The following is a 22,508-nucleotide window of genomic DNA, read 5'->3' as shown; positions in this document are numbered from 1 at the left end:
TCACTTCGAAAATTTATTCAATATATCTGCCCACGTTGGTACTACTGTGGTCAAAGAATACTGTTCCTCAACACGTTGACGACCACGATTTCCCATTGTCTTTGCTAGTTCCCGATTTTTGTAGAGACGGTCCAATGCGGTTACCCACTCATTATTTGTAGTGGCGTGTAGGCCATTGTGTCCGTCCTCTGCGATCTCAGCGTTGACACCGACTGGTGTTGCTACGACTGGCTTCCCACATCCCATGTACTGAATTAACTTGAACCCGCACTTTCCCCGCTCCCACGGTGTCTCTTCAAGTGGCATGATTCCAACATCGAACTCAACAATATTTTTGATTTCTGTCTCTTCTGACCATGTTTTCACTTCATGAGGAACGCCCGGTAACTCCACTTCACCCGAGCCTACGAGGACGACGCGTGCGTCGTTTTCGTTGCATACTTCTCGAAGTGCCGGCGCAATCTGTTCCACATAGTTGGCTGTTGTTGGAGATCCAATCCATCCGATAGTGAACGTTCCGTTCTCATTTGGTGGAACATGTGGATACCGATCTAGATCAATAACTGTCGGTATGATTTTAATCTGGGACGCACCTGCTTGTTGAGCTCGAGAAGCCAGATATTCATTCCCAACGACAACGATCTCAGCTTCCCGCATTACAATATCGATTTTTTTGCCCAAGAGACGTCTGATTATCGGCCGATCTGACTGGTCATAGTTGTGGAATATTGCATCATCGTAGTCTACAATATAGGGTATATTGAGAGCACTAAGTAGACGCTCAAATATAGCGGGAATATACGGAAAGAGTTCTTTTTCGATAACAATAACATCATATTTCTGTGCGTTTAATATGTCCCGAATTCGTCGAATATAGGAATTTATTACAGCCTCTATTGAACGTTCGCCCGTCGCATACAGCGATTCAAGATATTCATTCGAAAACAGTGGTTTGCATGAACAGTGAATACCATATTCCTCGAAATATGGGAAATACTGTAACAACCGATAGCGACTGCTAGCTCCCTTTCTACCATACTTTGTCAGAAATAGTACATCAAAATCACTCATCGGACGATATTGATTGGTAGATCTTATCGTATTTCTCAACCCCTTCCGAGAGCGAGTAGTACGATTTTGCCACTGATCTGCAACGAGTGGCGATTTCCGAACTCAAATGTAATTTGAGAATATTTTCTACGGCTTCTTGCTTGGCAGTATGATCTAGTGATTCCATTGCCACTCCGACTTCGTTACTCTCAAGAATTTCTTCCACGTCCCCGACACCTGCATTACTCAGACAGGGGACTCCGCAGGCGAGAAATTCTCCCATTTTTGTTGGCGATGACCCCGTCTTGGAAAATGTTGGCTTGATGAGGAAGATTCCTATATCCATTTTATTCATCTCTTTTGGGACTTGTTCGTGCTGGACAGATTTTAATGAAATTACAGATGGGTCAATGTCGTGTTCTCGCAATTTTTCTTTGATTAATTCATGGTCTCCTTTATTGAGTATGGCAAGCTGTGCTTCGGGCTTCCGATCTTGAATCAGCTCAAAGCAATCAAGTACATCATCAAATAGATACCAAGTTCCTACGGATCCGACATACCCAACCACGAAGTCTTCACTCCGCTGTTCTGGGTTGGGTGTAAACAGCTCGAGATCAACGCATGTTGGAATCATCTCAAACTGTGTATTACTGGTATCCACATGATCGAACGATCGTATTGCGCCAATTCCAGCATTGGTCAATGAAACAACTACGTCTGCTTGTTCAATAAACTTTGTCTCAAACCATTTTGCAATCCGATAGATTTGATCATCCTCATCCCAAATACCAGCATCAATGCGTTCATCTGCCCAGAACCCACGCATATCAAAAACAAATGTAGTTCCGAACAAACGTTTGCATAGCAAGGCAAGAATTGAGGCGACATAGCTTCGTGAGTGTACAATGTCAATATCATTGCGGCGGATTGATCTCAAGCAGGTTATGAATCCTCTGGAAAGATCCCATATGGTTGCGGGTAGCGACGGCTTTCGATGGTATCGCATCGGATGCCATTGAATTCCCGCATTTTCTACCCTCTGTTTCATCGCTTCAAATCTTTTTCTTTTTTTGACATCTTCTCGTTTCTCAAACGTAACAAGTGTAATTTTATGCCTCTCCGCAAGGCGATCCAGATACCGATATACCTGTGATTGTCCGAGTGGTTCGAGTAAGCCTGTGTAAGATATGTAGAGTATATTTTTGCCCGGCGACTGTTCCATTGTCCGAAATTCTGACCTCTATACCTAAATTTTCGTTGTTTCCCGCTATCCGCTCTCAGTTGTACTAGTCATCCACTCAACTCCGTATCGGTTATATACTGCGCATCACTACGGACACCGTATACGGTTTATCTTGCGATTAAAAAGAAGCCTTCTTCCAATCCATGGATAAAGAAGCGAAACAAACTATCCCGATATTCGTCCTCACGCTCATACTCAGATTTATTTCTGCCGGCATAACGACAGTTACTAACCTCAATCCCGACTCTCAGGCTGACGCCATCAAATTCGGAAATACTGCGGCGTTAATTGCGCGTGGTATTAGTAATGGGCAGCCCTATCGGTACGTATCTGGTTCAGTTGGTTTCTCAGAACTGATCTATCCTTTGACATCAGTTGATCCATATAACCTATGGGGCTCCTTCCTCTCCCCGTTCTGGTTACTACCCGGCCCGAGTGGTCTCTATGCACGCCTTGGAAATGCGTTTCTCGGAGCGTTTGCGATTTATAATGTCTATCTCATTGCCCGGTACTACCACTCTCACCATGCTGGCATTACTGCGGCGCTTCCAATGATATTCTATCCGAGTTTCGTTGCCATCCACAGTACACTACTCCGCGAAGCGATCATTCTGTTCGCAATCACTACGGCAGCCCGACTTCTGATACTACCCCTACAACAGCGTCCCTACTGGTTTTCGTACGCGCTTGCAGCTGTTCTACTCCATATCTCGCTTCTCCAACGCGATGATAACGCAATTATTATTGCCGCAGCTATCGGTGCGGCAATCGCCGCATATATGATTAAGTCTGGATATATTTCGAAATCAACCACAGGTTTGGGGCTCGCACTCTCACCAGTCGCGTTCGTGCTCTCGCTTCCGGTCATCCGAGACGGAGTCGAATTTCTGGCCTACATTCGTGTCGTTCGCGCCCGCGGTCGTACAATCTATCTTCCCGACGTGATACCACAAACAATTCTCGAACTCGCCGCGTTCAGCTGGGTCGGTGGAGCGTACTTCCTCTATGCACCGTTTCCGTGGATGATCGAAACGATCCCTGACCTGCTCGTCGGTATCGAGGGACTCGTCAGTATCGCATTCACCATGGCTTCGATATGGGGTATCCGTTCACTCGGACAGAAGAATCCCTCCGCAACCATCGGACTACTCGTAGGTCTCGTTGTTGCAGTAATTCTATACGGTGTCGGGACAGTCAACTACGGGACAGGAATGCGCCACCGGCAAATGTTCCTCTGGGTCATCTTCCTCTTTGGCGGAATCGGAATCAGTGAGCACGTGAAGTTCGTGTGGCCGTTCCGTTGGGGCAAAGATTCGTTCATGGAATCCGATCCTAACCGATCCAGCTCAGACTAGTCTGGTTTGATCCTGCCAACACTCCACGAATATCCCGTGAATGCTCAACACTCTCTGTGCTTCTTCCTTCCCATCTCAAAAAATGCCGTATCGCTTGCCCACCTGCTCTCCAATTCCCGATATTCCACTCTGAATTACGTCAGCGATAGCAAAACTGATTACTGTGTCTCCTCTGTGAACAGGTAACTCTATCATGTGTGGAATTGCGGGTTTGTACTCTCGTTCTACATCTCCAAGTGAGCAGTCTCTCCGGCAGATGAACAACTGTCTCGTCCACCGTGGCCCTGATGAGGCAGGAATCCACGTAGATAGTCCTGTCGGCCTTGCTCATCGCCGCCTCAGTATCGTCGGCCTCGATACCGGCAGGCAACCGATCTTTAACGAGGACGACACCGTCGCCGTCATTTTCAACGGTGAGATATACAACTACGAATCACTTCGCACGAATCTCCAAGATCAAGGTCACCAGTTCACTACGGAGACCGATACAGAGGTCCTCGTCCATCTCTACGAGGAACAGGGAGACTCGTTCATCGAAGAGCTAGACGGGATGTTCGCGTTCGCGCTGTGGGATAGGTCACGAGAGCGATTACTTCTCGCTCGAGATCAGATGGGAATCAAACCCCTCTACCTCGGCGTCGAACCGAACGGAAGGGTCGCTTTTGCCTCGGAACTCTCTGCGCTGTTCCCCTTGGATTTTGATTTCGGAGGGTTAGATGAACAGGCGGTTGCGGAGTATTTCTCGTATGGGTACATTCCCGCGCCGCGGTCAGTGTTCCAGCACGTATCGAAACTTCAGCCCGGCCACTTGGCTGTCGTTTCAGACGGAGAAGTAGAGCGGAAACAGTTCTATAGCCCAAATATAGAGTCCATCGATCGAGACCTCGAGACGGCTGCAAAACAACTCCGCAGCCGAGTGGAACAGGCTGTAGAGGAACGACTACAGGCCGACGTACCACTCGGTGCGTTCTTGAGTGGAGGGATCGATTCGAGTGTTATCACGGGGATCTTATCCCAGATCCGTGAGGAGCCAGTAAGTACGTTTAGCGTCGGCTTCCACGAATCTCAGTTTGACGAAACATGGGCTGCACAGGAGGTTGCGACGTACCACGACACGGATCATCACGAGTACAAGGTCTCGCCATCGGACGTCCGTGATGTGATCGAGACCGTCATCCCGTCGCTGGGTGAGCCGTTTGCTGACTCGTCTATTTTGCCGACGTACATCGTCTCACAGAAGACTCGAGAGGAGATGACTGTCGCACTTTCGGGTGATGGGGCGGATGAGCTCTTTGCCGGATACAACAAATACCGAGGAGAATTCTACTCGAAGTACTACCGGATTCTCCCACGTTCTGTTCGCCGTAAGGTAGTCACACCAGTTATGAATCATCTGCCTGCGTCACGGGGAACGAAGACAGGTAACGCGATTCGGAAAGCACAGAAATTCATTCGTGGTGGTGAATCGGACCGAGCAGAACGCCAGTATCAATGGATGACGCTTACGACGCCACGGAGTTCTCCGGCAATAGATGGGGTTGACGTTCAGGATTGTGGCGTGAACCGAGTTGCAGAGGCTCAGCAAGATGCGGTTGCGAACCTTCCGGATGACCGAAGCGACGACCTCGCCGTTATGCAGATGACGGATGCTCGATTCGCGCTTCCCGACGGCATCCTTTCCAAGGTCGATCGGGCGAGTATGCTGAACTCCCTCGAGGTTCGCGTTCCGTTCCTCGATACCGATGTCTTCGAGTTTGCGATGGGACTACCGACATCGCAGAAAATCACGCCGACGAAGCAGAAGGTCGTCCTGAAAGAGGCGTTCGATGATATTCTCCCGGAGAAGATCCTACAACGCGGGAAACAGGGGTTCGAGGTCCCGATTGGAGAGTGGTTCAAAGACGAACTCGAAGATGAATTCACCGAGACGATCATGAGGTCGGAAACGGACGTGATTAACACGGAGTTCGTCTGGAAACTCTATCGCGAACACGTTGACGGCACGAGAGATCACGCGTACTTCCTCTGGGCGGTGTATGTTTTCCTTCGATGGCACAATCGAATGCGCGAACGAGGGATCCTCTAAATACGGCGAAACGCTGCCTATTCTCCGATTAACTCCTGATATACCCCGTCCAACTGCCCAACCATCGCCTCAGCCGAAAATTCCTCCACTCGCTCCAGGCCCCGCTCTCCCATCCGTTCCCGTAACTCCGAATCCCTCAACAAATCCCCCACCCCCTCACGCACCGCTGCAGCATCACCAGTCGGAACCAGGTATCCGTTCTCCCCATCAAGAACCTGCTCCGGAATCCCCGCGATATCGGTCGCAACCACGGGTAGCCCACTCGCCATCGCCTCGGTGATCACCCGTGGCGTCCCCTCGCGGAACGACGGCAACACGAGCACGTCACTCGCTGCGAGAATGCGCGGCACGTCGTCCCGGTACCCGGTCAGGAACACGCGATCCGACAGCCCCCGTTCCTCGATCTCCGAACCCAACGAGCCGTACAGCGGGCCATCGCCGACGATGCACACCGAGCCCTCGAAATCGCCCATCGACTCAACAGCGTCCAGCAACACGCCGTGGCCCTTTCCCTCTGCAAGCCGCCCGACCATCACCACACGCGGGCGCTCGCCCGGTAGGTCATCGGCTGGTGTCGCGTCTGCGAACGCATCCAAGTCCACCCCGCTGTAGACTGTCGTGTACTGTCCCGACCTCCCGATCCCCTCCTCCAAATACTCCTCGGCAATCACGTCGGCGTTCGTCGCGATGGTGTCGGTATACATCGCGGCCCGGCGCTCACACGCGAGTACGAATCGATTCAGCGTATCGTTTCGATCCTCAGTGAACGGGACGCCATGGACGGTGTGGACAACGTTCGGCACGCCAGCTAACGCGGCGGCGAAGCGTCCGATGATCCCCGCCTCCGTGCTGTGTGTGTGGACAATATCAAACTCCTCACGACGGAGGTACTGTGCCAGTGAGACGACCGCCGGGACTGCAGTCACGGGGTTATAGTGACGAATCAACGGGAATCGCTCCGTCTCGACCCCCCATTCGTTGAGCCGGTTTAGTGGTTCCAGGTCGTACTCGGCACCGTAGCCGACAGTGAACAGGTAGTCGTTCTTTAGTCCCTGTACGGTCGCCAATGTCTTGGCTTCTGCACCTCCCTTTATCAATCGCGTGATGAGATGGAAAACATGGGGTTGGCCCGTCATTGAACAGTCACACGTCTGGCGACGGTGCTTGTCAACTTAAGCCTCGTTCTCTTGACTGACTGCGTGATCTGATTTGAGTAACGACACGCTAAAACGGCTGAGGTGTGTCCACCAGATCAATGGCAGAAGTACGGACGCAAATGGGCATCATCGGCCTCGGCTACGTCGGCCTTCCGCTTGCCCTTGCGATGCACGACGCGGGCTACGACGTGGTCGGCGTTGACGTCGACGCTGACAAAGTTGAAACGCTTAGTAGCGGTAACTCGACCGTTGAAGATGTCACTGATGACGAAGTCGCGGCCGCAGTTGAGAGCGGCCTCACGTTCACTACTGATTACGACAACCTCAAGACCGTCGATGGCATCTCCATCTGCGTACCAACACCGCTTCGGAAGACTGATACGCCCGATCTCTCCTTTGTCCTCGACGCTGCTGAACGTCTCGCCTCTGTCGTCTCTGAGGGCTGCACAATCGTCCTCGAGAGTACTGTCTACCCGGGTGCAACTGAGGAGGCGCTCGCCGATGTTTTCGAAAAAAACGGAACCACTGTCGGGGAGGATCTCTTCCTTGCCTTCTCGCCGGAACGCATTGATCCCGGAAACAAGGAGTACGGTCCGACAGATATCCCCAAAGTTCTCGGCGGCGTCACTGACGAATGCGGCAACCGCGCACAGGCCCTCTACGAGCCCGTTTTTGATGAAGTCGTGCGCGTTGACTCTGCGACTGAGGCCGAGCTCGTCAAGCTCCTCGAGAATACGTTCCGCGCAGTCAACATCGGTCTCATCAACGAGCTCGCCCAGATCGCCCACGAACTTGATGTCGACATCTGGGACGCTATCAAGGCTGCCGAGACCAAGCCATTCGGATTTATGCCATTCTATCCTGGGCCTGGATTGGGTGGCCATTGTATCCCTATTGATCCGTTCTATCTTTCTTGGAAGGCCAACGAGAACGGTATCGATACTCGCTTCATCAACCTTGCGGACACGGTCAACCGGGAGATGCCCGAACACGTCGTTGATCGCATTGTTGAACTGCTCAACGATCGTGGTACTGCACTCTCAAAAGCTGAGGTTCTCGTGCTTGGTGCTGCGTACAAGCCCGATGTGTCTGACACCCGGGAATCCCCGGCTATCGACATTATCGACGAGCTCACCGACTGGAACGCTACTGTGGACTACCACGACCCCTACGTCCCCGAACTTGATGTCGGCGACACCACCTACGAATCCGTCCCACTCACTGACACTCGACTCAGTCGCACAGATTGCGTCGTGATTGTCACAGACCACTCTGTGTTCGATGTGGATTCTATCGTTGATGAGGCATCACTCGTCTTTGACGCTCGAAACGCTACTGACCACCGTGACGACGACCATATCGTCTTGCTTTGATTGCAACATAAGGTATTGACTACTTCAAATAGGACTAGACAGGATATATAAAATAGGTGGTAATATGGGGTCACTTTCGATATCTATGATCCAATAACACCTGTCCGAAACTCACCTCAACAGTTATCGACTATGTCTTTGGATTGTGTTCCATATCCGAAGACAGCTACAGTAGAGTTGGATGTCGGTTATGATAGTAGGGTGCGAATTACTATCTATAATCGGATGGATGCCAGTAGTATGAACAATCGCTGTCAACACCCGGAGTGCTACCCAGTGGAAGCCATGCAACGAATTCCTGGGAAGGGAAAATTCTGTCGGTATCACGCGCACAAGATACTCCACAAAGGAGACGCCTAAGCATACTACCTAACGCAAATTTCAACTAATTGCTTCGCTATCAACTACCTCATCGCCGCTATCACCAAACGCAGCCAGCATCACAGACACCACAAACACCCTCAAAGCCACTAGGATCTCTATCGACATATCTCGGTGACCACGACCACTGCCACCAGTACAATGACCATCGCGCAGGCCCCAGTTCGTCAAGCACGTAGCGGTGTCATCGCTCCTAACCAGTATCTGATTGCTCTCCGCAGTCGAAGTCGACAGACCCATTCCATATCATGAAAATCGTAACGTATGCCGACTGCACTTATCACCGGAGTTGCTGGATTCATCGGGTCAAATCTCGCTGACGAACTATTAAACCGCGGCTACGACGTCCGCGGCGTCGACAACCTCACCACTGGACGTGAACAGAACCTCGATGCACTCCACACTAACGACGACTTCACGTTCCATGAGGCGGATATCCGTGATGTCGATGCAATGGCTGAGGCCACTGACGGTGTCGATTACGTGTTCCACCAAGCCGCAATTCCCTCCGTCCCGCGGAGCGTTGATGATCCCGTTGCTACTACCGACGCCAACTGTACGGGGACAGCGAACGTTCTCAACGCGGCGCGCCACGCCGATGTCGATACCGTCGTCGTCGCTTCCTCCTCGTCAGTCTATGGCTCAACTGAACAACTCCCAAAGGTCGAGCACATGGAGTCCCTGCCTGAATCACCCTACGCACTCTCGAAGTACTATACAGAGAAACTCGCACTCCAGTTCAGACACTTTTACGATATCGATACGGCCGCACTCCGTTATTTCAACATCTTCGGGCCACGGCAGGATCCCAACGGCGACTACGCTGCTGTCATCCCGAAGTTCATCGACCTGATGCTTGACGGCGAGCGTCCGGTTATCTATGGCGATGGCGAACAGTCTCGTGACTTCACGTATATCGACAACGCCGTCCAAGCGAACATCCTTGCCGCTGAGGGGGACGCCACTGGCGAAGCATTCAACGTCGGTTGCGGCGGTCGAGTCACAGTCAACGAAGTTGTCGATACTCTTAATGATATCCTCAATACTGACATTGACCCAATCTACGATGACCCCCGGCCCGGCGATGTACGACACTCTCATGCTGACATCTCGAAAATTCAAGATGTGCTCGGCTACGAGCCCAAGGTCGGATTCGAAGAAGGACTCAAACAGACTATCCCCTACTACCGCGACTAAACAATACGTCTTCCGGAACCGTTTTGCTACTCTGTCAACCAATCACGATCAGCATGACCGGTGATCGCATCTATGGAACTCATTGACGACGACGGGAACCTTTTCGGTATCGTCAACGTCGTCGACACGCTGGTCGTTCTACTCGTACTCGCAGTCGTCGTCGCTGGCGTAGCGTTCGTCCTCCAGCCTGAGCCAGAGGGGCCGGATATCGGAACGACCCATGTCACTCTTGATCTGGGTACACAGCCAGATTACCTCATCGATGCGATCAATGAGGGCGACACGTACAATCCGACCGAGCAAAGCCAGATCACCATTACTGATGTCCACATCACACCACAGGAAAACCAAACTCAAGTCATCATCCGGGCCGAGCTCCGTGGTCCCGCCAGCCGCGGGGGCATTGAGTATGCGAACGCGCCTCCACGGCTTGGTCGTACACTCGATATTGCCACGTCGACCTACCAGATCGACGGCCGCATCAGGGCAGTCGGTAGAGGTGACTCACTCTCCACCAAGCAGACGAACGTCGTCCTCAGCGACACCATGTCGGCCGCTAACGCTGAGGAAGTAACCAAAGGCGACGAGATTCGCCTTGGTGGACGCACTGTCGCTGCCATCGAGAATGTCACCGTCTACGCAACTGCCGATCCGAATCAACGGCGTGTCGTTGTCGGAGCCACCCTAGAGACGTACATGCACTCCGGCGGATCTCGCTTTGGCAACACGCCTGTCAGGTCCGGGCAGACGGTGACACTCTCCACTGATATGTATACTTTCAACGGCCAGATTGAGCGTGTCGGGACGCTCGAATCTCGCGGCTCGGCCACTAAACAGACGGTAACACTCCAGCTGTACGATGTCCGTGATAACTTTGCCGATGCCATCCAGCCTGGCATGACTGAGCGCTCGGGGGGCGAGACGGTCGCTCGCATCATTGATGTCGAGACCGAACCCTCGATCATTATCGCAACTGCCGAAAACGGGAGCGTCAATGTCGTCGATCATCCGTACAACCGGACGGTGACTATCACGGCTGACCTCCGGCTCCGTCAGACGACTACCGGCCTCATGTTCAAGGGTCAGTCTCTCCGTCAGGGCTCAACGGTCGTTATCGATCTCGGAACGATCATAGTTGAAGCGACGGTAGTCAATATCGGCGGCTAATCGGTGTTCACAAGAGCAGTATCGAAATCGACATACTGCTTCTACTGTACTATGTGAATAGATGTCGGCCAAGAGTTCGTTGGTGCTCAAGATATTGGTTGCCTACACCGAACGAATGAGCCGTGCAGTCGATAGATCCCGGCTCATGAATCTCGTTGAATTGGCTGCCAACAGGACCACGAAGATAGTCCGAAATTCTTGGATCTATAACTGGCTGACTGCCGAACCGGAGCCCGAGATCATCGTTATTGACCTCCGTGAGACTCGTACTGTTGGCCCGGTCATCGCTCTCCTTGACCTGGTGATCGAGATGCTGGTACCGTGGTACCGTCAATCGGCGCTCAAGCGTGGCATCAATAGTGTCATTACGCTCGGTGAACGCGCTGCCGAGACACGTGTAGGCAAACTCGTCATCGCACTATTTGAACCACCTGAGCTCCCAGAGGAACGGAGTGGATCGCAGGACAAATATCGATGACACGTAGCAAGCGGAAGTCATCCTTTCGTGGGAAAAGAGAATATTACGCACTTGCAGGTATGTCCCGAAGGCCTATGCGCGATACTGAGCATTAGTGTGTATGAAAGCAGTCGTACTCGCAGCAGGGAAGGGGCGTCGATTGTGGCCACTCACAGAGATCCGGCCGAAGCCCATGCTCCCGGTTGCGAATAGACCAATTCTCGAACACGTTCTCGAGGCCCTCACTCAGACGGATATTACTGAGGCACTCTTGATCGTCGGCTCAAATCGGGACCGTATTCAGAGTTACTTTGGGGATAGCTATCGTGACCTCAGTATCTCCTATATCGTTCAGGAGCCACAGCTCGGGACGGGACACGCCTTATTGCAGGCTGAATCATCGGTAGGTGATTCATTTGTGGCGTTGAATGGAGACCGACTCATCAAGCCCGGTCTCATTGATGCAGTTATCGAACGACACGAAACGACTGCCGAACCCACTATGGCGATTACGCGGACTGAACGCCCAAGCCGATACGGTGTTGTCGAACTTACTGGCCAGACCGTGACGGGTCTGACGGAACGTCCTCACTCTGACCATACAACATCTAATTACGTCAACGCCGGTGTCTATGCATTTAGTCCCGAAGTCTTTGCTGCAATACGCCGGCTTGATACGCATGGCGAACAAGCATTGACAGATGCGTTGGGGACATTCATTGAGGAGCAGCGACTGGAAGCAGTTCGGTATCAAGGACGGTGGTTAGATGTCTCAGAACCGTGGGATTTGCTTACTGTTAACCAAACGCTGCTTGATACACAAGGCAAGTCAGTAACGGACCCAGAAACGGCTACTATCGATGAATCTGCTGTTGTGAGAGCGGCAACAGCGATTGGTGATAATGCTGTGATTTATCCACAGACCACCGTGCTTCGCGGGGTAAGTATCGGTAACAATGTCACTGTCGGTGCTGGTGTCACCCTGGAACGAGCGGTGCTCTTGGATGACGTCACAATCGAACATGGGGCGGTCGTGACTGACTGTATCGTTGGTGCAAACACGAGTATCGGGCCTAATACCACGGTTGAAGGTGGATGTACTGATCTTGTGCTTGAAGACAGGGTCTACCGCGATGTCACACTCGGTGGGCTTATAGGCGACAATGTTACAATTGGGGGTAACGTGACCGTCCGACCGGGCACGATTGTCGGAAACGATGCGACAATCGATAGCGGGACGTCCGTTGTCGGACGGATTGACGACAGCAGTCACGTCCAAGGGGGATAATACGTATGTGTGGGATTATCGGCTATATCGGGCCGGATGACACGGGGCGTATGGTACATGAGGGACTCAAAAATCTCGAATACCGGGGCTATGACTCCGCTGGGATCGCTCTTGCTGGAGGAACTCTTACGCTTGCCAAAACGGCTGGCCAAGTGGATGCACTTACTGCTCCCCATGCGAATGACGCAACGATCGGGATTGGACACACGCGCTGGAGCACTCATGGTGAGCCCACGCAAACGAACGCCCATCCGCATACGGACTGTACTGGTGAGGTCGCGGTTGTACATAATGGCATTATCGACAACTATGAAGCTCTCAAGGCGGAGCTGAGTGACCAGCACGTCTTCCAAAGTGAGACCGATACCGAGGTAATCCCACATCTTATCGAGTCCCACTTGGAGGCTGGTATCTCGTTGTTGAGTGCCGTCCAACGGACCACCGACCAGTTGGAAGGGAGTTACGCGATTGCTGCTGTCGTAGCGGGGCAGGATGAAATTGTTGTCGCTCGAGAGGATAGCCCACTGCTCCTGGGCCATGGTGAAGATGCGACGTTCATCGGTAGCGACGCCACGGCATTTATCGAGCATACGAATCGTGTGACCTACTTAGAATCGGGCGATATTGCTCGGATCACCCCTGACACAATCACAATCTACAATGACGGCGAGCAGGTTGAGCGAGAAACGGAAACTCTAGAGTGGGATGCCGAAGCAGCTGGCAAGAGTGGCTACGAGCACTATATGCTCAAAGAGATTCACGAACAGCCACGGGCGCTCAGACAGGCGATCTCGGGGCGTATCGATGACTTTGCACCTGCCGTTGATCTCGATATCGATCTGCCCGATGAGTACTTGCAATCAATCGAAGAGATTCAAATCGTTGCCTGTGGGACCTCATATCATGCTGGGCTCTACGCCAAAGAGCTCCTAGAGACGCATGCTGGAGTCCGCGTGACGGTACACATCGCAAGTGAATACACGTTCAACGGGGGTCGCGATCCGTGGCGAACCCTTGTCCTTGCCATCACGCAAAGTGGGGAAACTGCAGATACACTCTCTGCACTTCGAGCTGCCGCACACGAAGGCGCACAAACACTCGCACTCACGAACACGCTTGGGAGTACTGTCACGCGTGATGCTGATGATACGGTCTTTATTCGCGCCGGCCCCGAGATCGGTGTCGCTGCAACCAAGACCTTTGTCTCGCAAGTTGCCACCACCGTACTGCTAACTGTCCATATCGGCCAGCTCCGGGATGTGCTCAATTCACAAACTGCGGCCGATCTCCTTGGGAGTCTTCGTACCCTTCCTGGGGCCGTCCAGCAGGTCCTTGATCAGGAAGCCACGATGAAGCAGGCGGCAGCGACCTACGCTGACAGTGATGCGTTTTTCTACATTGGACGTAGCGCGGCGTACCCAGTGGCCCTTGAGAGTGCCCTCAAACTCAAAGAGATCTCCTACGACCACGCCGAGGGCTTTGCCGCGGGCGAACTCAAGCATGGACCACTTGCGCTTGTCACTCCAGAGACGCCAGTGCTTGCGATCCTTACGAATAATGCTGCCGCCGAGAAGACTGTTCACAACGTCAAGGAGGTCGAATCCCGCGGAGCGCCAGTGCTCGGTGTAACGAGTGATGACCAACTGACGGATGATCTTAACACGACCTTCGAAATTCCGGAGTGTGGCCTACTTGAACCACTTGTCGCCAACGTCGCCCTCCAACTGTTTGCCTATCACGTCGCCAACGAGAAAGGCCGCCCGATCGATAAACCTCGGAATCTCGCCAAAAGTGTGACTGTCGAGTGAGAAATACACCTACTGTTTCTATATCGGTGGATTAGTGGCGGCACTAACTCCTCAGCTCACCCCGTGATTTGTCGATGTAAGGACTTTCGAGGTGTCCAAACTGACTCATACGGTTCTGAATAGTTATCTACCGGAGTGATGCTGCCGAGCAAAGCGATTAATTCCATTCCCACTGTATGTGAGAATGTGCCGACGATTGATTCGAAGGGGCGGATCATCCTTCCACAGCGGATCCGGGAACGACTCTGTCTCGAACCTGGCACCGAAGTGACGGTTCGGACTGAGGACGGGAAAGTGATCGTTGAACCGGAGGCCGACCCACAGAGGGTACTCGATCGGTTGGAAACGCTCGTTGTGGAGACTGCCCCAACGAACGACGCCTCGACATCACTCAACGCTGATATCGATCCGATCGCACAGCGACATCGAGACGCCGTTCGACGCGGTGCAGAGCAGGACACCGACCCGTGATACTTCTTCCGTATCCGTTTAATGGTGGTGTGAGCGCACTCGCTCACATGGATACGTTCATCAGACCTCGCTTGACTACGTCGGAGCGGGGATCATGGGTGTGATAATTGCTGTCATTCTGTATCCTGTAGTGTTCGGTGTCTACACTATTTGACGACGTACCACGGCCCGTCGAACTGTGAAGTTTGCAGATGGTTTGGACAGGGGGATTCCGTATCATCGGGACTGGGATTAAGCGACTATCCAGTAAAGAGTCATTACTGTCCGTACATCGCTGATATCAGGTCGGGGTATTTCTTGATTTAGTGGCCCCTACTGCAGAGGAAGTATTGTCTCACACCCCACTGTGTCGAATGTTCTCATCTGTTCGTCACCTCTCAAGCAGTATCTTGTTATCAAATGTTCATAGCGACTATTCAGATCAATCTCTCACCATTCCACTATGTCGAGTGTTTATTTCAGAGGTTGTCGAGTCCTGTCTGACACCCCACCGTGTCGAGTGTTCCAGATAAATTCCTACCAGCGAAGCGAACTACCGTAATGCTCAGTTACTGCCTATTTATTCCAATGATTGGGTTAATTTTATGACACACCGTGGTAGTGTCAGTCCCTCAAAGTCACTGACGACCTTGGCGACAAGATCAAGATCAACGGCAAATTCATATTCATAGTATTGACCACCCGAACGGCCTTCATTTCGAGAGCGACGGTCAAGAATGCCAAGCATTGCAAGATCGGCAAGGTGATCGTGCATGCGACGTCGAACTAGGGGGTCAATGTCTGATTGCTCGGCAATAGTCCGATATTGTGGGTAAATATCCCGCACACGAAAGGGATCCCCTGACTCAAGCGCCAATTGTAGGACTGCCACGAGAGAGAGATGCCCGTGTCGGGTTAGTTCACGCATGCCGTGTTCGATTTGGCTCCGCTCAATTTTGTTCCGAGCGTCGTGGACATCGTCTTTGGTGATTTGATCACGGGCCACCGATCGTGCGAGTTCACCGGCTTGGTACAGCAAGTCGAGCGCCTGTCTCGCACTTCCGGTGTCCTGGGCGGCGATTGCAGCACATAGTGCGAGTACGCCCGGTTCAGTGGCATCTTCAAAGAGGGCACCCTCCGCGCGACGCTCAAGAATTGCTTCTAATTCGGGCGCATTGTACGGTGAGAAATGGATCTCTTCTTCACAGAGGGTATCTTTCACTTTTGGCGAGAGATTGTCTCGAAAACCGAAATCGTTGCTAATCCCGATTACGCCGGGTTTCGTTTCTGTCAGGTAGTCGTTTGAGCGTGCTCGCGGAATTTCATACAGAATCTCATCATCGGTCCCGATATGATCAATCTCATCAAGAACGATCAAGACTGTTCCCCCGACTGTATCGAGTTCATCATATAAGAGATCAAAGACACGCTGCTGTGGATAGCCAGTTGTACTGATTTGATCGTCGGGTGATCGGAGGGTATTGACGAGGTTGACTGCTACTTGGTATGATGAGGAGAGATTCGTACAGTTCAGCCAAAATACCGAGAGTGATACATCGTCGTATTGGCTTGAGTCTTGTTGTAGTTGTTTGAGCAAATATCGTGAGACTGCTGTCTTCCCAACACCTGTCTTCCCATACAAGAAAATATTCCGTGGCTGTGCGCCGTTAATTACTGGTTGGAGAGCGGTTTTGTACGCATTCAATTCCGACTCCCGAGCCGTGATTGAGCTCGGTTGATAATCGTCCCGGAGCATATCCTCGTTACGGAAGATCTGGGTATCACGGGTAAACGTCGGCATCAGTCACGTGTAGCTCTTGATGCTTGGATAATAAAACCACTGCGTCGAATGCGTCAATTGAAATTATATCCTAATACCGTGAAAGACAAATATGCTGTATTGGACGGTATAGAATGTTCTATCTCACGACTGAGAAAGCATTAACATTCGACATAGTGGGGTGTGAGATGGCTCATGCAAAGATAAGATGACCCCCTGTCCATAGCGTAGTCAAAGAACATTCGACACAGTGGAGTGTGAGAGAATGGCTGATCTTCTCAGTTAGGTGTGCCTCTACGATCTCGGCACACGCGCCACAATTAGTAGATAACGGAGGGAAAAGATTTCGTGAACTCTGCATCTCAGTTCTCACGTGGATCGTCCACAAAAATATACAGGCCACGGATTAGGGTGTCATTTTCTTCAACTTGTTTAATCCAGCCGGCCGCAGTGAGTCGATTTATCGCTTCATTTACCCGTTGCCGAGGCAGGTTAAATCGCTCCGCTACTCGAGACGGTGTTGTATATCCCCATGGTTGATCCGCAGATGTTCTTCCCTCTTTCAGCACCTCTAAGACCCGCTCCTCGTGTTCGGATGGCTCGTGTTTCTCGTTGGTCATGCGTGAACCTACTTTGTGGCGTACTTAGTAGTTCGTCGTTCGTGTTTCCTTCCATCTCGAAGTTCTATTAGATGTTCTTCAGTAACGTTTATTAGTAACGAGTGTATGATATTGGATAAGAAGCGCGGGACTCGGCTACTGTAAGACATCTGGCCGGACGTGCGCCAACACGTCCGACCGCGCTTCGCCAACCAGACGAAGCATGAGAAACTCCGAACCACCCAATAAAGAACCTGTCGTACAGTCACTAACTCACGATACAGCCAGCCCGCAGCTACAGCGCTGTCCAGTCTGTGGGGTCGTTGGCCTTCCTGAACGGATTGCGATCCATTCTTGTCAGGACACAGCCGCTACTCACTCCCAGACTGGCGGATCCACTTCCAACCTCACTCATTCCAAATCACGCGCCACCCCAGATGCGTCGCTCCAGCGGTGCGCAGAGGTTCTCCAGCCCATCACTGAGGTCCGTACCACAGACATCTGTACCGACAATCCCCACGTCGACCACCCGATATTGGAAATCGTCGGGACCCCGGCCACTCACTACGTGCCTCCCCGTGTGCTCTCCATCCTCGCTACATATCACTGTGGACTCCGCGGGCTGCACACGCGCCAGGCTCCCCAGTCGTGGGTCCTTGAGGCAATCTCCCCGACGGCCGAGCCAGCTTCGACCAGTTCCACCACACTCCCGTCCCGCTAACCACCACCCACTCCAATGTCACACCTTCCAGACGACGAGCGATCCACGGACGAATCGAGCTTCACCGTCGAGACTGGCGTCACACGCCAACTCGAAGACGAATACTCACGCGCTACTCTTGAGGTCACTCCCAAAGCTACAGCTGACCGGACGCTCCTGATCGGATTTGGAGGTCACTGGGGGCTGACCACCACGGAACTCACCCCGACCCAGGCCCGTGACCTCGCTCGAGCGCTCGAACGGGTGGCCAACCACCTTGAGACACCGCCCGACGACCCAGCAGCCACGTCCCCCGCAACCAACGAGACGACCACTGATTCACACGACTCTAGTCTCCTATCACACACCGAAGCCGACCAACAGGAGGCCACTAACGATGAGTGACCAGAGTGATGAGGAAGTTGATGAGACGGAGCTGGATCCCCATGATCCCCCACGTGAAATCACCCATGGACGTGGTCCAGGACAAGGTGCGTGGCTAGAGCGCCAACTCAAAAAGGCTCTTGAAGAGTGGGGCTATGGTGCGGCCCGCCGCGAACCCGTCGTTGCACTCACTGCCGATGTCGTTGCCTGTCGTGGAGACCACCGCGATGAGCCGGCCGATTATCTGGTTGCCGAATGCAAAGATTGGGAAAGTCGCTCCATCGACGAGTCGGTCATCATCCGACTTTGCCTGCTTGCCTTCTTGGGGCGAGCAATGCCAGTACTCTGTCACACCACCCGACTGACGGATCGTGCTTGGCGGCTCGCTCAAGCCTTCGATGTCCGACTGCTCACGCTCCGAGATCTTGAGAGAGACGAACTCCCGCCGTTGACCTGCGAGCGGCCACCGGAGGACGCCGATGTCCACCGGACCTCCGTTAACCCATGGTCGCTCCGAACCACGCCACCGGTCCCACTCCTACGGATGCAGGCCGGGCAGCCGGTCGATATCGAAACCCCGGTGTTCTTCCCCAACACGAGCGCGCCATGTTACGTGCCAGATCGCACAGGTCACGAGGACTACACTGACACGCACTTGGATCGGCTTGAGCGCCGCGAACACCACAGACGGAACGCCCAAGGCGACGAGTAGTGACCTCCACCCCCGCGTTCACGCGGATAAATCCTGAGTGTTAGATATCATATACTGAACTGGCGAAATACGTCTTCAACTCCGATCCAGGATCTTATTACTCTCTACGCCATCTTCTTCAGAGCTTTCAACAGCGTATCTGATACTCACAGAGTGTGAGCTGTCGCGAGCGATATTACTACGTTAATTTGGTTTCGGGGATTCCGCTCTGTCCTCGTCGATGAACCAGAATTCCGCTGCCAGTACTCGATTACACCCTACATACGGCCTCACTCCAGTAGCGAAATCGCCACCGTCACTCCGACACCAGCCACGCCGGAACGATTCTCGTGAGCACGACCATCCCCGTCAGTTCGACGAGCGTCTGCGTGACGACGATGGCGGGAACCAGCTCGTAGCCCGCCGGAAGCGCCAGCGCCAACGGGAGGACGACCAGCGAGTTCCGGGTGACGGAGGTGAACACGAGTGCGCGACTCTCGCCGACGTCCATCTCGAACAGTCCGGCCACCAGCCGACCGAGTAGGGGCATCACGAGGAGGAACAAGACATAGACCGGGACGACGACGGCAATCTGCGCTAGCGAGTCGTGGACCCGCGGGAGCTGCGAGGCGATGACGACGAACAGCGTCGCGCCCATCATCGGCACGGGGAGCCACGCCATCGTCTCCTGCCACGCGGCGGCTTTCGAGGACCGTTTTGCGCCCACCTCGGTCAGCCACGCGGCGCTCAGGGGAAGGACGATGAGTCGCAGGAAAGCGTCGATAAAGGGCCCGGCGTCGATAGCCTCGGCCACCGCCGGGCCGACGAAGAGCCAGAGGTAGACGGGCAACAGGAGGAGTTGGACGAGCATCAGCGCCGGCGTCGTCGCGGTAATCTGCTCGGCGTCGCCGCCCGCCAGTTCCGTGAACGTGATGACGTAGTCGATACACGGCGTCAGGAGCACCAGACACACGCCGACGAGGACGACTGGGTCCGCGGGAAGCAGGTGCAGGAGTCCCCATACGACGACCGGAACGACGAGGAAGTTCGTGCCGAGCGCCGCCGCCATGAAGCGCCCGTTCGCGAACGCGCGGCGGAGGCGAACGAACGGGATTTCGAGGAAGGTCACGTACAGCAACACGGCCAGGACGGGGTCGATGAAGCGCTCGATGACCGGGGCCGCCTCCGGACGACCGACGCCGACGCCAATCGCCAACGCGACGGCGACTGCGTAGACGGCGACCTGATGGCGCTGGAGCCAGCCGTTCGTGATCATCTACCGTCCCGACGGGACTGATAGATAAACTACCTTGGGCTCTACGAATGGGGCTGGAACACGTCGATATTGATATGCAGCTGAATGTATGTGATTATCAACAAGTTATTTAGTGTCTCACATTGACCTATTATGTGTATAAATGACAAATATCACATTCGAGCTGTTCGAGGACGCGGCGGACGAGTGGCGGTGGCGAGCACGGCATCAGAATGGCGAAATCGTCGCTGACGGGGGCGAGGGGTACGCGTCGAAGTCGGGTGCGCGCGAGGCCATCACCCGACTGCAAGCGTACGCTCCCGACGCGGACGTCTTGGAAGTCGGCAAGGCGGCGTTCGAGGTGTATCGGGACAAGGGCGGCGAGTATCGCTGGCGACTCGTCCACCGGAACGGCAACATCCTCGCCGACAGCGGTGAGGGGTACGCCGAGAAGAGCGGCGCTCGGCAGGCGGTAACGCGACTCAAATCGAACGCTGCCGACGGCGACATAGCGGAGTAGGAACCGATGTCATCCAACACAAATCAACTGACAGCGTGGTATCGAGAGCATATCGGCCGACCGACCAACGGAGGTGAGGTGACCGGCTACTGGATATTCGTCGTCGGCGTCGTCGCGGGTACGCTCGGCATCTTCCTGAGCCTCGGTGCCGCGCCCGCGAGCGCGGGTCGCCAGATGGCGATTCTCCTCGGCGCGGGTGGGCTCGTCCTCATCCTCGCTGGACCGATCATTCGACTGCCGCTCAGGCGGGCGGCGACGCTGCTTACGTACCTCGGCGTCGCCATCAGCGCACTCGCGCTCGTTTGGTTCCTCGTCGCCTTCCCCGACAACTGGAGTCGGGCGACGGGGAATCGGAGTATAATTGGCCTCTACGGGTTCGGCGTGCTGATAATCGCCATCGCTGGCATCGTCGTCCCTATCTTGACACAGTCGGCAGACGCCGAAGCGGACGAACGCGCCGCTGAGGCCGCCGAGCGGGCCGAACGAGAGCGAGAGCGTGCCGCGACGGAGGAGCGCCACGCGTCCGAACTCGAGACGGTGCGCGCGGCGCTCGCGAACGCCAAAGCCGACGAAGCCGACCTCGCTGCGGAACTCCGCGGACTCCACGAGAGTCAGGGTCGCTTCGAACTCTACGAGGACAAGGGCGGCGAGTACCGCTGGCGGCTTCGCCACCGCAACGGGAACGCCATCGCTTCCAGCGGCGAGGGCTACACGCGCAGGCACAACGCCCACAAGGGGATGCAGAGCGTCCGGCGCAACGCCCTCGGCGCCACCGTCGTCGACCTCGACGCGGAGGCCGATATCCCGGCCGAGGACGACGAGTTCGAACCCGTCGAGGAACACGAGAGCAACGCCACGGTCGAAGTCTACGAGGACCAAGGCGGCGAGTACCGCTGGCGACTCGTCCACGACAACGGCAACCTCCTCGCGGACTCCGGCGAGGGCTACAGCACGAAGTCGAACGCGCGACGCGCGCTTCGGAGCGTGCAGCTGACCGTCGGCCCCGCCGACTACCTCTGGTTCGACCCGGCCGGCTTCGAGACGTACCGCGACAAGGGCGGCGAGTACCGCTGGCGACTCGTCGCGCGCAACGGCCAGATTATCGCCACCTCGGGCGAGGGCTTCGCCACCCACGGCAACGCCCGTCGCGCGGTTCGTGGGCTTCGCGACGGCCTCGACGACTTCGAGAGCGAAGTCTACGAGGACGCACGCGACGAGTACCGCTGGCGGCTCCGCGCTTCGAACGGCGAACTCGTCGCCGGGAGCGGCGAGGGCTACACGCGACAGGACGACGCCGAGGACGCCCTCGAACGCGTCAACGAACTCGTCCCCGAGGCGGACACGCTCGAAATCGGGCTGGCGGCGTTCGAAATCTTTGAGGACGAGGCCGGCGAACACCGGTGGCGGCTCCGCCACCGCAACGGCAACATCCTCGCCGACAGCGGCGAGGGCTACACGGACCGCAGTAGCGTCCGCGACGCCATCGAGAGCGTCAAGCGGAACGCGCCGAACGCGGCCGCCGAGTAACCGGTCGCGCCGCTCTTTTCGATTCCTGAGAAAGTGACCG

General features: G+C 54.4%; 18 protein-coding genes and 1 pseudogene. 12 read left to right on the top strand and 7 right to left on the bottom strand.

The window, feature by feature from the left end:
• Together BLU18_RS07530 and BLU18_RS07525 are read right to left on the bottom strand one after the other, a co-directional pair.
• Complete coding sequence (locus BLU18_RS07530; RefSeq protein ID WP_092633487.1) at positions 1-1,071, bottom strand: glycosyltransferase family 4 protein; 1,071 nt, start codon at positions 1,069-1,071, stop codon at positions 1-3.
• Positions 1,064-2,272, bottom strand: a complete 1,209-nt coding sequence (locus BLU18_RS07525) for a glycosyltransferase family 4 protein (protein WP_092633485.1) — start codon at positions 2,270-2,272, stop codon at positions 1,064-1,066. Before BLU18_RS07525 ends, BLU18_RS07530 begins: the two co-directional genes overlap by 8 nt.
• 164 nt (positions 2,273-2,436) lie before the next feature.
• Here BLU18_RS07525 and BLU18_RS07520 point away from each other — a divergent pair, with 164 nt between their 5' ends.
• Positions 2,437-3,648, top strand: a complete 1,212-nt coding sequence (locus BLU18_RS07520; protein ID WP_143025246.1) for a phospholipid carrier-dependent glycosyltransferase — start codon at positions 2,437-2,439, stop codon at positions 3,646-3,648.
• A 193-nt stretch (positions 3,649-3,841) separates the two neighbouring features.
• The gene (asnB, locus tag BLU18_RS07515) at positions 3,842-5,734 is read left to right on the top strand and encodes an asparagine synthase (glutamine-hydrolyzing) (protein ID WP_092633481.1); all 1,893 of its coding nucleotides are present in this window, start codon (positions 3,842-3,844) and stop codon (positions 5,732-5,734) included.
• Positions 5,735-5,751: 17 nt separating this feature from the next.
• Here the strand turns inward: asnB and BLU18_RS07510 are convergent, their stop codons facing one another.
• On the bottom strand, positions 5,752-6,870 hold the full coding sequence (locus BLU18_RS07510) for a glycosyltransferase family 4 protein (RefSeq protein WP_092633479.1): 1,119 nt from the start codon (positions 6,868-6,870) through the stop codon (positions 5,752-5,754).
• A gap of 140 nt (positions 6,871-7,010) precedes the next feature.
• On the opposite strand from BLU18_RS07510, the gene BLU18_RS07505 reads away from it, so the two are divergent.
• The 7 genes from BLU18_RS07505 (at position 7,011) to BLU18_RS07475 (ending at position 15,033) form a co-directional block, all read left to right on the top strand.
• Entirely contained in the window at positions 7,011-8,264 is a 1,254-nt protein-coding gene (locus BLU18_RS07505) for a nucleotide sugar dehydrogenase (RefSeq protein WP_245697897.1), read from the top strand.
• 645 nt (positions 8,265-8,909) lie between these two features.
• Positions 8,910-9,842 carry an SDR family oxidoreductase gene (locus BLU18_RS07500; RefSeq protein ID WP_092633475.1) on the top strand — a complete coding sequence of 311 codons (933 nt, stop codon included), beginning with the start codon at positions 8,910-8,912 and terminating at the stop codon, positions 9,840-9,842.
• A 72-nt stretch (positions 9,843-9,914) separates the two neighbouring features.
• A complete protein-coding gene (locus BLU18_RS07495) occupies positions 9,915-11,009 on the top strand; it encodes a DUF4330 domain-containing protein (protein WP_092633659.1) in 1,095 nt (364 codons plus the stop codon).
• A gap of 61 nt (positions 11,010-11,070) precedes the next feature.
• Positions 11,071-11,487 (top strand): hypothetical protein, encoded by a 417-nt coding sequence (locus tag BLU18_RS07490; RefSeq protein ID WP_092633473.1) that lies wholly within the window; start codon positions 11,071-11,073, stop codon positions 11,485-11,487.
• A gap of 100 nt (positions 11,488-11,587) precedes the next feature.
• The gene (locus BLU18_RS07485; RefSeq protein WP_092633471.1) at positions 11,588-12,754 is read left to right on the top strand and encodes a sugar phosphate nucleotidyltransferase; all 1,167 of its coding nucleotides are present in this window, start codon (positions 11,588-11,590) and stop codon (positions 12,752-12,754) included.
• A 5-nt stretch (positions 12,755-12,759) separates the two neighbouring features.
• Entirely contained in the window at positions 12,760-14,562 is a 1,803-nt protein-coding gene (glmS, locus tag BLU18_RS07480; RefSeq protein ID WP_092633469.1) for a glutamine--fructose-6-phosphate transaminase (isomerizing), read from the top strand.
• A 186-nt stretch (positions 14,563-14,748) separates the two neighbouring features.
• Entirely contained in the window at positions 14,749-15,033 is a 285-nt protein-coding gene (locus tag BLU18_RS07475) for an AbrB/MazE/SpoVT family DNA-binding domain-containing protein (RefSeq protein ID WP_092633467.1), read from the top strand.
• A gap of 559 nt (positions 15,034-15,592) precedes the next feature.
• Here the strand turns inward: BLU18_RS07475 and BLU18_RS07470 are convergent.
• Both BLU18_RS07470 and BLU18_RS07465 read right to left on the bottom strand, forming a co-directional pair.
• Positions 15,593-16,813 (bottom strand): orc1/cdc6 family replication initiation protein, encoded by a 1,221-nt coding sequence (locus BLU18_RS07470; RefSeq protein WP_092633465.1) that lies wholly within the window; start codon positions 16,811-16,813, stop codon positions 15,593-15,595.
• 341 nt (positions 16,814-17,154) lie between these two features.
• Positions 17,155-17,412, bottom strand: a complete 258-nt coding sequence (locus BLU18_RS07465; RefSeq protein ID WP_092633463.1) for a MarR family transcriptional regulator — start codon at positions 17,410-17,412, stop codon at positions 17,155-17,157.
• 715 nt (positions 17,413-18,127) lie between these two features.
• Between BLU18_RS07465 and BLU18_RS14570 the strand changes: the two genes are divergently transcribed.
• Entirely contained in the window at positions 18,128-18,496 is a 369-nt protein-coding gene (locus BLU18_RS14570) for a DUF6907 domain-containing protein (protein WP_143025245.1), read from the top strand.
• Between the two features lie 94 nt (positions 18,497-18,590).
• Here the strand turns inward: BLU18_RS14570 and BLU18_RS07460 are convergent, their stop codons facing one another.
• Complete coding sequence (locus BLU18_RS07460; protein ID WP_092633461.1) at positions 18,591-18,962, bottom strand: hypothetical protein; 372 nt, start codon at positions 18,960-18,962, stop codon at positions 18,591-18,593.
• 520 nt (positions 18,963-19,482) lie between these two features.
• Complete coding sequence (locus BLU18_RS07455) at positions 19,483-20,442, bottom strand: arsenic resistance protein (protein WP_092633460.1); 960 nt, start codon at positions 20,440-20,442, stop codon at positions 19,483-19,485.
• 154 nt (positions 20,443-20,596) lie between these two features.
• On the opposite strand from BLU18_RS07455, the pseudogene BLU18_RS07450 reads away from it, so the two are divergent.
• Positions 20,597-20,941 (top strand): annotated as a pseudogene (locus tag BLU18_RS07450) (YegP family protein); the annotation flags it as partial.
• Positions 20,942-20,947: 6 nt separating this feature from the next.
• Positions 20,948-22,468: a YegP family protein gene (locus tag BLU18_RS07445; RefSeq protein WP_092633458.1), complete on the top strand. Its 1,521-nt coding sequence runs from the start codon at positions 20,948-20,950 to the stop codon at positions 22,466-22,468.
• The last annotated feature ends 40 nt before the right edge of the window (positions 22,469-22,508 follow it).

The organism is Haloplanus vescus (genome assembly GCF_900107665.1).
Taxonomy (GTDB): Archaea; Halobacteriota; Halobacteria; order Halobacteriales; family Haloferacaceae; genus Haloplanus; species Haloplanus vescus.
Note: the sequence above shows the minus strand (reverse complement) of the source record. Positions and strands in the feature narration are given on the sequence as shown.